Raw genomic sequence first — 11,861 nt, 5'->3', positions numbered from 1 at the left:
GAGGGGTGAACGTGCGGAAACTCTTCTTGATTTTCCTGATCGCGACGGCGGCCGCCGCGTGCGGCGACGGCGGCACGGAGCCCGCGGCGACCGAATGCTTCGATTATAGCAAATTCGACGGCGCGACCCCCGAGGTGAGCTTCGCGACCGACGTCCTCCCGGTCTTCCAGCGGTCCTGCTCGTTCAGCTCGACCTGCCACGGCGCCGAGGCCGGCTCGGCCGGGTTCACGTACCTCGGCCCGGGGCTGAGCGAGCAGGCCACGCCGGCCCAGATCGACGCGATCGTGGCCCAGAACGTCGGCGCCGCGTCGCGGGCGCCCTCCGGGATGCCGCGGATCGCGGCTGGCGACCCCGCGAACAGCTTCCTCATGCACAAGATGGACGACACCCTGAGCTGCGGGGACCTCGAGTGCGCCCCCGATCGACAGTGCGGGGAACCGATGCCCTACACCGGCGACACCCTGGCCGCGGCGGAGCGCGACGCCGTCCGCCGGTGGATCCAGCAAGGGGCCAAGGTCAATTGATCGGCCGGCTCTCGGGCCACGTCGTCGAAGAGGGCGACGAGGGCACGGTGGTGCTCGACGTCGGCGGTGTCGGCTACGAGGTGACGGTCCCGCTCGGCGCCCTGGGGCGCGCGCGCGGCATCGCCGCGCCGGCCGGCTCGGACGCGATCACCCTGTTCGTCCACACCCACGTGCGCGAGGACGCGCTCCTCCTCTACGGCTTCGCGACGCGCGAGGACCGGGCGGCCTTCCGCATGCTCATCGGCATCTCCAGCATCGGCCCGAAGATCGCGGTGGCCATCCTCAGCGCGCTCGGCGCGGGGGAGCTCGCCGCGGTGATCGCCCGCCGGGAGACCGCGCGCCTCACCGCCATCCCCGGCGTCGGCAAGAAGACCGCCGAGCGGCTCGTGCTCGAGCTGAAGGACAAGCTCGTCAACCTCCCCTCGGCCCCGCTCTCCTCCGCGGCCTCGCCGCCCGCGGCCAGCGCCGCGAAGCAGGACCTCCTGCACAGCGCGCTCACCCGCATGGGCTACCGGCCGGCCGAGGCCGAGCGGGCCGTCGCCGCCCTCGGCGCGCGCGTCGACAGCGCCCCGCTCGGGGATCTCGTGCGCGACGCGCTCGCGATGCTGTCCAAGTGAGGCGCCCGCGCGAGGCGAGCCGCCGGCCGCTCCGGGCCCTACCGGCCGCAAGCGCACAGAGAAGCGACAGACAGTCGACAGAAGGCGGCCGCGGCGAATATGCTCCCGCCGCCGTTCGCCTTGGACCCCGTCGGTCGCTCGTTGTGAGGAGGCCTGGTGATCACCTGCCCGAAGTGCTCTAAGGAAAATCAGGACCATTACAAGTTCTGCCTCGGCTGCGGCGCCGAGCTGCCTCGCGACGTCTCGCCGAAAAAGTTCGCGCCGGGCACGCCGCCCCACGGCGTGCCGGCGGCTTCGCGGTCGAACAACAGCTACGGCGATGAGCCGACCGCCATCGGCACCGGCGCCCAGAAGGGGGCCCCGGGCGCGCCCCCGCCGCCCGCCCTCGTCGACCCCGCGGCGTTCATGGCGCCGGTCCGGGGCGAGGACACCGGCACGAGCAGGAAGGCCGCCGCCGCCGCGCAGCCGTCGGCGCCCACGGCGTCGGCCGGCGCGGGGACGGTCGTCTGCCCGCAGTGCCAGGAGCCCAACCCGCCGTCGAACAAGTTCTGCGCGCTCTGCGGCTTCAAGCTCCTCAAGCCGGCGGGCCTGTCCGTGCAGCCGCCCGCGCCGGTCGTGTCGACGTCGGGCGCCGCGAACGTGGTGCTGACCGCGCTCCGGGCCGACGGCACCGAGGCCGGCTCGTACACCCTGCCCGCGAACCCCACGACGATCGGGCGCGACGCCGGCGCGATCTTCGGCGGCGACAGCTACCTCTCCCCGCGCCACGCCACGTTCTCGATCAAGGGCGGGCGGCTGTTCGTCAAGGACGAGAGCTCGCTGAACGGCGTCTACCGCAGGCTGCGCAGGGACACGCCGGTGCAGCTCGACACCGGCGACGTCTTCCGCGTCGGCCAGGAGATCGTCCGCCTGGAGTCGCTCGCCCCCGCGCCCGCGACGCCCGACGGGGTCGAGCGCCTCGGCAGCCCCTCGAAGGGCTACGTCGCCCGCCTGGCGCTGATCATCGGCAGGGACGCGACCGGCAACGCGTTCCCCGTCCCCGACACCGGCCTGCACCTCGGGCGCGAGCGCGGCGACATCCTCTTCCCCGAGGACGGCTACGTCTCGGGGCTCCACTGCCAGATCTCGCTCCAGGGCGGCCGGCTGTTCCTCACGGACCTCGGCAGCTCGAACGGCACCTTCCTCCGCGTCCTCGGCGAGACCGAGATCACGGGGGGCGACATCCTGCTCATGGGTCAGCAGCTGTTCCGCGTGTCCGTGTGAGGCCGCGCGACCTGGGCCCCGAGGACGCGACCGTCCCGCTCGCACAACCCCGCGCCCCGTCGTACGCTGGGCGTCGCTGAGGCACTCGTCATGGAAATGGTCCGCACCATCCGCGTGGTCGCCGCCGTGATCGAACAGGACGGCCGCTACCTCATCACCCAGCGCCGCCCGACCGCCGTGCTGCCGATGCTCTGGGAGTTCCCGGGTGGACGCGTGGAAGAGTCCGAGACCGACGCGGCCGCGCTGAAGCGCGAGGTCCGGCACCGGCTCGGCGTCGAGATCGAGGTGCGCCAGCTGATCTCGTTCGTGAGTCACCCGTACGAGCGCTACGTCGTCGACCTGTACCTCTACGAGTGCCACATCGAGAGCGGCGAGCTCGCGTCGCTGGCCGTGAACGCCTTCCGGTGGGTCACGAGCGCCGAGTTCGATCGCTACCCGTTCACGCCGGCCGACGAGGCCAGCATGAACAAGCTCCTCGGCATGACCTGACGCCCCGGGCCGGTCCGACACCGGCCCGGCGCGCCCCCCTCACATGCGCGGCGAGCGCCGCAGCAGCGCGAGGAACAGCGGCCCGCCGAGGACCGCGGTCACCGCGCCCACGGGCGGCTCCGTGCCGAGCCACCGGAACAGGAGCCGCGCGACGAGGTCGCACGTCGTCAGCAGCACCGCGCCGGCGACGAGCGACAGCGGCAGGAGCCGCCGGTGATCCGCGCCGGCCAGCCGGCGGACCGCGTGCGGGACGATGAGCCCGACGAAGCCGATGAGGCCGGTGCGGCTGACGATCGCGCCGACCACGCACGAGGACGCGAAGAAGATCCGGCGCTCGACGGCGCGCACGTCGACGCCCAGGGTCCCGGCCGACTCGTCGCCGAGCGAGAGGAGGTTCAGGCGCGCGGCGTCGGCCACGAGCACCGCGCAGCCCGCGACGACGTAGGCGGCGACGCCGAGGAGGGCCGAGGTCGTGGGCAGCTCGATGAAGCCGATGAGCCACCGGAGCAGCTGCTGGGAGCGCGAGGGGGAGACGACCGTCTTGAGGAAGGAGATGAGGCCGGCGGCGATCGAGTTCACGATCACGCCGGCGAGGAGCATCGAGGCGCCGGAGGTGCCCTGGGCCGCGCCGCGCGCGATGGCGTAGACGAGCACCGTCGCGACAAGGCCGCCGACGAGCGCCGCCGCGGGCAGGAGCGTGGCGCCGAGGACGGTCGCCGAGCCGACGCCGAGCGCGATCGCGACCGAGGCGCCGAGCGCGGAGCCGCCGGAGACGCCGAGCACGTACGGCTCGGCGAGCGGGTTCTGGAGCAGCGCCTGGAACGCGGCGCCCACGGCCGCGAGGCCGGCGCCGGAGATGGCCGCGAGGAGCACGCGCGGCAGGCGCACATCGAGGAGGAGCGTCCGGTCGAGGCCCGGGCCCGCGAGGGCGCGCTCGACCGAGACGGGCTCGGCGCCGAGGAGGACCGCGAGGAGCAGCGCGACGACGAGCACCACGGGCGCCGCGATGACGGCGAGCGAGCTCCGGGGCGCGCGGCCGGACGCGGGCGCCGCGGCGGGAGGGCGCGCGGGAGCGCGGCCGGACGCGGGCGCCGTCAATCCTGGCCGCCTCCGCGCGCCGCGGGCGGCTGCGTGGCGGGGCCGCTGTTGCGCTCGGCGTTCCGCTCGTAGATGAGGCGCAGCCCGGTGAGCGTCAGGTCGTCGTCGACCTCCTCGATCGTCTCGGTCTGCGGCGCGATGAGCTGCGCGAGGCCGCCCGTCGCGATGACCCGGCACGGGTAGCCGAGCTCCCGCCGGAGTCGGCTCACGAGCCCGTCGACGAGCCCGGCGTAGCCGTACACGATGCCCGACTGCATCGAGTGGACGGGGTTGCGTCCGACGACCCGGGGCGGGAGGGCGATCTCCACGCGGGACAGCCGCGCGGCGCGGGAGAAGAGCGCCTCGGCGCTGATCTGGATGCCCGGCGCGATGACGCCGCCCAGGTACTCGCCCCTCGGGGTCACGCAGTCGAACGTCGTCGCCGTGCCGAAGTCGACGACGATGACGCCGAAGGCGGCGTGATCGCCCCGGCCGGGATCGGCCGCGGGCTCGCGCGCCGGCGCGGAGCGGGGCGCGGGCTCCGACGAGCGCTTGATCCACTCGTGCGCCGCGACCGCGTTGACGATCCGGTCGGCGCCGACCTCGCGCGGGTTCTCGTAGAGGATGGCCATGCCGGTCTTGATGCCCGGGCCCACGACGAGCGGCTCGATCCCGAATGCCCGCTCGACGAGCCCCACCATCGTGTCGGTCAGCGTCGGCACGACGCTGGCGATGATCGCGCTGTCGATGCGGGCGAGATCGACGCGGCGGAGGTCGAGCATCTGCCGGACGAGCACGGCGTACTCGTCCGCGGTGCGAGAGCGCGCGCTCTCGCACCGGAGGTGGTGCTGCAGCACCTCGCCCTCCAGCACCCCGAAGCTGATGTTGGTGTTCCCGACGTCGATGGTGAGCAGCATGCTGGGCTGGACTCTAGCGCCGCGCGCCCTGGATCCCGCCAGGATTTCGGACGCGCGCGTGGGCCGGCGCCCGCGCGCGCCCGGGGCTCTGGCCGCTCAGCGCTTGCGCGCGAGCGTCACCCCGTCGCGAACGGAGAGCATGACCTTCTCGACCCGGGGATCCCGATAAACGAGATCGTTGAAGGCGGCGATGGCGCGGCCGTCGACCGTCTGGGGGGCGAGGACCTCGCCGCTCCAGAGGGTGTTGTCGGCGACGATCAGCCCGCCGCGGCGGACGCGCGGGAGGACCTCCTCGTAGTAGGTCGAGTAGCGCTCCTTGTCGGCGTCGATGAACACGAGATCGAAGGCCGGGCTCGCCGGCAGGGCGCGGATCGTGTCGAGCGCGTCGCCGAGGGCGATCCGGATCTTCTTGCCGTGCTCGCTGCGGTCGAAGAACGACCGGGCGACGCGGCTCACGTCCGGGTCGCGGTCGCAGGTGATGAGCTCGCCGTCCGGCGGGAGCGCCTCGGCCATGCTGAGGGCCGAGTAGCCCGTGAAGGTGCCGATCTCCAGCACGCGGCGCGCCTGCATGAGGGCGACGAGCATCTTGAGCAGGGCGCCTTCGACCCGCCCCACTTGCATGCCGGCCCCCGGCTCGTTGGCGAGGGTGTGCTCGCGCAGCTCGTCGAGGAGCGTGGGGGGCGGCTCGGTGTGGTCGTGGACGTAGCGCTCCAGGTCTCGATCGATGATGAGGGCCATGAGGACGTTCCTTGGTCGGGCCACGGTAGCACGCGGGGTCCGCCCCCACCTTGAGCTGCCGCCGGCCTTCGGGTAGCGTCGACCATGCCCGGTTCTTCCTGGAAGAAGTGCGCGGTTGTGGCGCTCCTCGCATCGGCCTGCAGCTCGGCGCCGGGCAGCCCCGGGGCGGGCGGGGCCGGCGGCGCGGGCGGGGCCGGCAGCGCGGGCGGGGCCGGCGGCGCGGGCGCGGGCGGGGCCGACGGCGCGGGCGCCGGGGGAAGCGGCGGGGCGAGCTCCGTGGCGACCGGCGGCGGGGCGGGCGGAGAGCCGGAGTACGCCTGCGCTTCGCTCGGCGACCCGTGCACGACGTGCCTCGCGCTGCGCTGTCAGGAGAGCTATTGCGCGTGCCAGCGAAGCACGGAGTGCGACGCGCTGGCCAACTGCTTTCTCGGCTGCGCCACGGGAGACGAGCCGTGCCGGCAGACGTGCATGACCGCGCACAAGGAGGGCATCTCCGACGTCTTGCTCGAAGGCGGCTGTGCGGCCGAGCGGTGCAATGTGCAGTGCCCGTCGCGCGCTCCGTTGCCTCCCTGCGGGTCCTGCCTTCACGCGCGGTGCGCCGCCGAGATGAACGCGTGCGTCGCCGACCCGGTGTGCAGGGGGCTGCTCGCGTGCACCGACGCGTGCGCCGCCGACGACGCCGATTGCCCCGGGGAGTGCGCCATGCTGTACGAGAGCGGCGCGCCGGCCGCCGCCGGGGTCTTCGCGTGCGAAGGGGCGCAGTGCAGCGTCGATTGTGAGGAGCGGTGAGCCGCCGCGGTCCGCGGCGCGGCGCCGCGAGGGTCGACGCCAAAGAGGAATGGGCCTAACATCTGGCTGTGCCTCTCCGCGGATTGATCGAGCTCGAGCGGAACCCGTACACGGCCCTCTACCACGACCCGGCCCAGCAGCTCGTGTTCCTCAAGCGGTTTTCGCCGCCCTATCCGAGCCTCGGGGAAGTCGAGCAGAACTTCCAGCGCATGGAGCAGGCGCTCGGGATCATCTCCAGACCGCGCTCTCTGCTGCTCGTGGACGCCCGGGACGCACCAATGCGCAACGACGACCGGTTCGAGGCGACGTTCGCGCCGTCTCACACGCGGTTGGTGCAGGGGTTCAAGAAGACGGCGGTCCTCCTGAAGAGCGCGATAGGGGTGCTCCAGGTGGAGCGGCTCTCGAAGGGGCATGTCAGTCCGGTGGGCACCTTCACCCGGCCCGAGGAGGCGCTCCTCCACCTCGGTGTCCGCGTCGATCTGACGCAGTTCAGCGGGTCCTAGAGCGGCTTGCCGCCCGTGACGCCGAGCACCTCGCCGTTGATGTAGCTGGCCTCGTTCGAGGCCAGGAACACGAACGCAGGGGCGAGCTCGGCCGGCTGCGCAGGGCGCTGCATCGGGGAGTCCTTGCCGAAGGTGGCCACCTTCTCCTCCGGGAACGATTGCTGGATGAGCGGCGTCCAGACAGGGCCGGGCGCCACGGTGTTGACCCGGATGCCGCGCTTGATCAGGTCCTGCGCCAGGCCCTTGCTGAAGGTGACGATCGCCCCCTTCGTGGACGCATAATCGAGGATGCTCGGGCTCGGCTGATACGCCTGGATCGAGGCGACGTTGATGATCGCGCTGCCTTCCTTCATGTGCGGCAGCGCGAGCCGGACGAGGTGGAACATCGCGAGGATGTTCACGCGGAACGTGCGCTCCAGGCGCGAGGCGTCGATGTCCTCGAACCGCTCGGCGGCCTTGCCCTGCTCCGCCGCGTTGTTCACAAGGATGTCGATCCGCCCGAACTCGCGCGCCGTCTCCTCGACCACCTTCCGGCAATGGGCCTCGTCGGCCAGATCCCCGGGGATCGTGATCGCATCGCGCCCCGCCTCCCTGACGACCCGCGCCGTCTCCTTCGCGTCCTCGTGCTCGCTCAGGTAAGAGATCGCCACGCGGGCCCCCTCCCGGGCGAACGCGAGCGCGACGGCGCGGCCGATCCCGCTGTCGCCGCCGGTGATCAGCGCGACGCGGTCCTTCAGCCGGCCGAGCCCCTTGTACGACGACTCGCCATAATCGGGCCTCGGATCCATCCTGGCCTCGATACCGGGCCGGTCCTGGCTCTTGCCCTCGAAAGGCGGCTTCGGGCCCGCGCCCTTCGGATCCTCGCTCGGTCCAGTGTTCCGCATGCCTCCTCCTGATACCGTTTCGTGGTGGGAGGCCGCTCGCGCTCCCGGCGGTACATGGCAATAGGAACGGCAGGCCAGCCCGACCATCGGTCGCAGCCTGCACTCTGGATCGGAGCTCCCCCGACCCGGCCGCACGAGCGGCCATGAGATTCTTCCGGCGACCCGCGCTCGTTCTCTCGCTGTCGTCCATTCCCCTGATCGCCGGCTACAGCGACGACGACGATGACCCGGCGGCCAGCCGCCTCGCCTGGCTCGGGGACATGCGCGCGCTCGCGGCGCCTGCCCGGGCCGCCCTGACCCCGGCGCCCACCAGGTCTCCCACCTCGGTCACCCCTCGTCTTCGGGCTTCGGCGGCTTCGGCGGCGGCCGGTCCACCGGGTAGCGCCGCAGATCCAGCGTGTACGGCGCGTCGGCGTGGGGGGACGCCGGCTTCCCCGTCACCGGCCAGGGCGTCGGCCCCTCGATCGTGAACCGCTGCGCGCGCCGCGCCGACGCCTCGAACCGCGTGAGCGGCGCCGCGTCGTAGGCGCGGCCCTCCGGGTGCCACACGTGGTAGGCGCACGCGCCGATCGAGCGCTTGGCCCACGTGTCGAGGAGGTCGAGGTGGACCGGGTGGTGGATGCCGAGGTGCGCGTGCAGGCTGTGCGGCGGCGCCCAGGCGCGGAACCGCACGCCGCCCACGAGCTCGCCCGCCGTCCCCGTCGGCCGGAGCGGCAGCACGTGGCCGTTCACGAGCACCGTGTGGCGCTCCGGCGTGAGCCCCCGCACCCGCACCTCGATGCGCTCCATCGATGAGTCCACGTAGCGCGACGTGCCCGTCGTGGTCAGCTCCTCGCCGAGCACGTTCCACGGCTCGATCGCGTTGCGCACCTCCAGCATCACGTCGCCGGCGTGCAGCGTGCCCACCACCGGGCAGCGCAGCTCGATGAACGGGCGGTACGCGTCCGCGGGCAGCGCGAGCCCGCGCCGCTTCAGGTGATCGAGCACATCCTCGAAGTCGCGCCACAGGTAGTACGGCAGGAGGAAGCGGTCGTGCAGCGCCTGGCCCCAGCGCACGAGCGGGCCCGTGTACGGCTCCTCGGCGAACGAGGCCAGGAGCGTGCGGACGAGCAGCGACTGCGCGACCGCCATCCGGAAGTGCGGCGGCATCTCGAACGCGCGCAGCTCGATGAGCCCCTGCCGGCCGTGCGCCGTCTGCGGGTCGAACAGCTTGTCGATGCTCACCTCGGCGCGGTGCGTGTTGCCCGTCATGTCCACGAGCAGGTGGCGGAACAGGAGGTCCGAGAGCCACGGCGGCTCGTCCTCGCGCCGCTCGAACGCGCGCGCGAGCGCGATCTCCAGCTCGTAGAGGTTCTCGTGCCGCGCCTCGTCCACGCGCGGCGCCTGCGACGTCGGGCCGACGAACAGGCCGGCGAACATGTACGAGAGCGACGGGTGGTGCTGGTTGAAGGTGAGCAGGCTCGCCAGCAGATCCGGCCGGCGCAGGAAGGGGCTCGAGCGCGGCGTCGGGCCGCCGAACGTGAGGTGGTGGCCGCCCCCGCTGCCCGCCATGCGCCCGTCGACGAGGTACTTCTCGCAGTGCAGGCCGCTGTGGAGCGACGCGTCGAACACCGTCTCCAGGAGCGACGCGTATTTGCGCACCCCGTCGGTCGGCGGCAGGTTCACCTCGAGCACGCCCGGGTCCGGCGTCACCGAGAAGCGGAGCACGTCCGCGCCGGGCGGCGGCGGGTACCCCTCGAGCAGCACGTCGATGCCCGTCTCCTGGCGGGTCGCGTCGATCGCCGCGATGAGCTCGAAGAAGTCGGCCGGCGCGAGGAGCGGCGGCAGGAAGACGTGGACCGTGCCGTCGCGCGTCTCGACGCAGAGCGCCGTGCGCACCCCGTAGCCCGATCGCCCCGCGGCCGGCGCCGCGCGCTGGGCCTGCGCCGCGCGCTTGCCCTCGTGGGCGTGCCGCTGCGCCGCCCGCGCGCGCGCCGTCTCGGCGTGCTCCGGCTCGCCGTCGTCGTGCAGCCGCTCGACGCGGCGCTGCTTCGCTTCCTCCTCGTCGGCCTCGGGCTCGCCGCGCCGCGGATCGGGCGGCGACACGAGCTCCTCGAGGGGCGGCGGCGGGGCCACCGCGACGAGCGAGCGGAGCGGCAGGCGCAGGCCGAGGGCGCTGTCGCCCGGGATCAGGAAGAGGTTCCCGCGCCGAAAGCCCCAGCGCTCGCTGATCCACGCCCCCCACTGGCGCGTGAGGGGCAGGACGAAGCCGGCCTCGCTGCCGAGCCCCCGATCGAGCACCCGCGCGAGGCGCCGCCGCTCCTCCGGGTCGTCGAGGTTCGCCTTGAGCGGGTCGACCTCGGTGGGCAGGCTCGCCTCGTCCTGGAGGTGGCGCCAGGGGTCCTCGTAGGCGGGCAGCAGGAACTCGGTCAGCCCGAGCCGCGTCGCGAGCGCCTCGGCGAACTTCCGCGAGAGCGCGACGTTCTTCCCGCGCGACGAGCGGCTCGGCGCGACCGCGGGGTCCGCGTGGCGCGCCCCGGACATCTCGGTCCAGAGGGGGACGCCGTCGCGCCGGCCGACGATCTCGAGGGCCCAGCGGGGCAGGCTCTCGCCGGGGTAGTGCTTGCCGGCGCGCAGCAGCAGGACGCCGCCCGGCGTGATCCGGCGCCGTAGCTCGTGCGCGAGCCGGAGCCCCTGCGACCATTTCGTCGCGCCGAGCGCGCCCTCGCGCCACTCCGGCGCGTCCGGGTACTCGCGCGAGTTGAAGGTCGGCTCGCCGCCCATGGTCAGGGTCAGCCCCGCGGCGGCGAGCCGCTCGTCGGCGCGATCCGCCACCGAGAGGAGCTCCTGCCACACGGGCTCCTCGTAGGGCGTCGTGGGCCGCGGCTCGTGGCCGAGGCGCCCGACCTTCATCTCGAAGGTCACGTCGCTCGCGCGCGTGTCGCTCGTGCCCTCGACCGGCGACGCGAGCGCGGGCGAGGCGGTGCAGGCGAGCGGGATGTGGCCTTCGCCGCAGAGCAGGCCGCTCGTCGCGTCGAGGCCGATCCAGCCCGCGCCGGGCAGGAAGACCTCGGCCCACGCGTGCAGGTCGACGACGTCGCGGCTGACGCCGCGCGGCTGGTCGGGGATCATCCCCTCGTCGGTCAGCTGCACGAGGTAGCCGCTCACGAAGCGCGCGGCGAGCCCGCGGGACCTGAGGGCGGCGATGAGCAGCGTCGCCGAGTCGCGGCAGCTGCCGCGCCCTTGCGCGAGCGTCTCCTCCGGCGTCCAGATGCCGGCCTCCTCGCGGATGACGTACTTGATGCGCCGGTTCACGGCGGTGTTCAGCGCGACGAGGAGCGTCACGGTGTGGCCCTGCGACGGCAGCCCGGCGAGGAACTCGTCGAGCAGCGGGCCGCGCGCGATCGACGGATCGGCGCTGTCGAGGAAGGGGGCGAGGTCCTGCTTGAGCTCGGCCGGATACGCGAACGGGACATGCTCCGCGCGCTCATCGACGAAGAAGTCGAACGGGTTGACGGGGCGCACGCTGACCGCGAGCTCGACGAGGATGTCGAGGTGCCGGGCGCGCTCCCCCGCGGGCAGGAGCACCCGGGCGACATGGTTGCCGTACGGGTCCTGCTGCCAGTGCGCCGCGATGTGCGGGTCGAGCTTCAGGCTGTACGACTCGATCTTCGCCTTCGCATGCGTCGCGGGCCGCAACCGGATGAGGTGCGGGCCGAGCGAGGCGGGACTGGGATAGGTGTAACGGGTCCGGTGCTGGATGAGCAGGCGCACGGTGGTTCTCTCCGGGGGTGGCCCTATCCAAACAGAGTTGCCCCCGTTCCGTCTCGCTCTCCGCGACGTGTTCTGGACGCACGGCGCGTTCGTTTCCTGAAGGATTCGGCGAGAATTCGGCGGTGTAGCGGCGCGAAGACGCCGGCGTGTGGCGGGCGCGGCGGCGCGGGTGTCCGGAGGCGGCGCGCGCGTGCGGAGGCGGCGCGACCGTGCGACGGCGGCGCGAGCGTGCGACGGCGTGATCGTGCGCGGAGCGGCCGCGCGGCGGCGCGCGTTGCTGCATCTTTCGCGTTGTTCTGCAGGCCGT

The 11,861-nt window shown here is 73.2% G+C and carries 11 protein-coding genes; 6 read left to right on the top strand and 5 right to left on the bottom strand.

What is annotated here, in order from left to right; genetic code table 11:
- Positions 1 to 5: 5 nt before the first annotated feature.
- The 4 genes from WMF28_RS01850 (at position 6) to WMF28_RS01835 (ending at position 2,893) form a co-directional block, all read left to right on the top strand.
- Positions 6 to 524 (top strand): hypothetical protein, encoded by a 519-nt coding sequence (locus WMF28_RS01850; RefSeq protein ID WP_437600288.1) that lies wholly within the window; start codon positions 6 to 8, stop codon positions 522 to 524.
- Entirely contained in the window at positions 521 to 1,141 is a 621-nt protein-coding gene (gene ruvA / locus WMF28_RS01845; protein ID WP_437600287.1) for a Holliday junction branch migration protein RuvA, read from the top strand. Before WMF28_RS01850 ends, ruvA begins: the two co-directional genes overlap by 4 nt.
- Positions 1,142 to 1,297: 156 nt before the next feature.
- The gene (locus WMF28_RS01840) at positions 1,298 to 2,404 is read left to right on the top strand and encodes an FHA domain-containing protein (RefSeq protein ID WP_437600286.1); all 1,107 of its coding nucleotides are present in this window, start codon (positions 1,298 to 1,300) and stop codon (positions 2,402 to 2,404) included.
- Positions 2,405 to 2,494: 90 nt separating this feature from the next.
- A complete protein-coding gene (locus WMF28_RS01835) occupies positions 2,495 to 2,893 on the top strand; it encodes a (deoxy)nucleoside triphosphate pyrophosphohydrolase (RefSeq protein WP_437600285.1) in 399 nt (132 codons plus the stop codon).
- A 39-nt stretch (positions 2,894 to 2,932) separates the two neighbouring features.
- Here the strand turns inward: WMF28_RS01835 and WMF28_RS01830 are convergent, their stop codons facing one another.
- The 3 genes from WMF28_RS01830 to WMF28_RS01820 form a co-directional block, all read right to left on the bottom strand.
- Positions 2,933 to 3,991, bottom strand: coding sequence for a FecCD family ABC transporter permease (locus WMF28_RS01830; RefSeq protein ID WP_437600284.1), 1,059 nt, complete (start codon positions 3,989 to 3,991; stop codon positions 2,933 to 2,935).
- On the bottom strand, positions 3,988 to 4,887 hold the full coding sequence (locus tag WMF28_RS01825; RefSeq protein ID WP_437600283.1) for a type III pantothenate kinase: 900 nt from the start codon (positions 4,885 to 4,887) through the stop codon (positions 3,988 to 3,990). The genes WMF28_RS01830 and WMF28_RS01825 overlap by 4 nt, the downstream gene beginning before the upstream one ends.
- Before the next feature lie 96 nt (positions 4,888 to 4,983).
- Positions 4,984 to 5,625: an O-methyltransferase gene (locus WMF28_RS01820; protein WP_437600282.1), complete on the bottom strand. Its 642-nt coding sequence runs from the start codon at positions 5,623 to 5,625 to the stop codon at positions 4,984 to 4,986.
- Positions 5,626 to 5,709: 84 nt separating this feature from the next.
- Here WMF28_RS01820 and WMF28_RS01815 point away from each other — a divergent pair, with 84 nt between their 5' ends.
- Together WMF28_RS01815 and WMF28_RS01810 are read left to right on the top strand one after the other, a co-directional pair.
- Positions 5,710 to 6,414, top strand: a complete 705-nt coding sequence (locus WMF28_RS01815) for a hypothetical protein (RefSeq protein ID WP_437600281.1) — start codon at positions 5,710 to 5,712, stop codon at positions 6,412 to 6,414.
- Positions 6,415 to 6,482: 68 nt separating this feature from the next.
- On the top strand, positions 6,483 to 6,917 hold the full coding sequence (locus WMF28_RS01810) for a hypothetical protein (RefSeq protein ID WP_437600280.1): 435 nt from the start codon (positions 6,483 to 6,485) through the stop codon (positions 6,915 to 6,917).
- Here WMF28_RS01810 and WMF28_RS01805 read toward each other — a convergent pair.
- Positions 6,914 to 7,801, bottom strand: a complete 888-nt coding sequence (locus WMF28_RS01805; RefSeq protein ID WP_437600279.1) for an SDR family oxidoreductase — start codon at positions 7,799 to 7,801, stop codon at positions 6,914 to 6,916. The genes WMF28_RS01810 and WMF28_RS01805 overlap by 4 nt on opposite strands.
- Before the next feature lie 327 nt (positions 7,802 to 8,128).
- Entirely contained in the window at positions 8,129 to 11,554 is a 3,426-nt protein-coding gene (locus tag WMF28_RS01800; protein WP_437600278.1) for a DUF2126 domain-containing protein, read from the bottom strand.
- Positions 11,555 to 11,861 lie beyond the last annotated feature (307 nt).

This window comes from Sorangium sp. So ce590 (assembly GCF_051521365.1).
In the GTDB taxonomy this organism is placed as follows: Bacteria; Myxococcota_A; Polyangia; order Polyangiales; family Polyangiaceae; genus Sorangium.
The sequence above is the reverse complement of the archived record's forward strand: the minus strand, read 5'-3'. Positions and strand labels throughout refer to the sequence as shown.

What these genes read in the sequence shown, in the direction of transcription:
- WMF28_RS01835 (WP_437600285.1), top strand. Translation starts at nt 2,495, where the DNA reads ATGGAAATGGTCCGCACCATCCGCGTGGTCGCCGCCGTGATCGAACAG.
- WMF28_RS01805 (WP_437600279.1), bottom strand. Translation starts at nt 7,801, where the DNA reads ATGCGGAACACTGGACCGAGCGAGGATCCGAAGGGCGCGGGCCCGAAG.
- WMF28_RS01825 (WP_437600283.1), bottom strand. Translation starts at nt 4,887, where the DNA reads ATGCTGCTCACCATCGACGTCGGGAACACCAACATCAGCTTCGGGGTG.
- WMF28_RS01815 (WP_437600281.1), top strand. Translation starts at nt 5,710, where the DNA reads ATGCCCGGTTCTTCCTGGAAGAAGTGCGCGGTTGTGGCGCTCCTCGCA.
- WMF28_RS01820 (WP_437600282.1), bottom strand. Translation starts at nt 5,625, where the DNA reads ATGGCCCTCATCATCGATCGAGACCTGGAGCGCTACGTCCACGACCAC.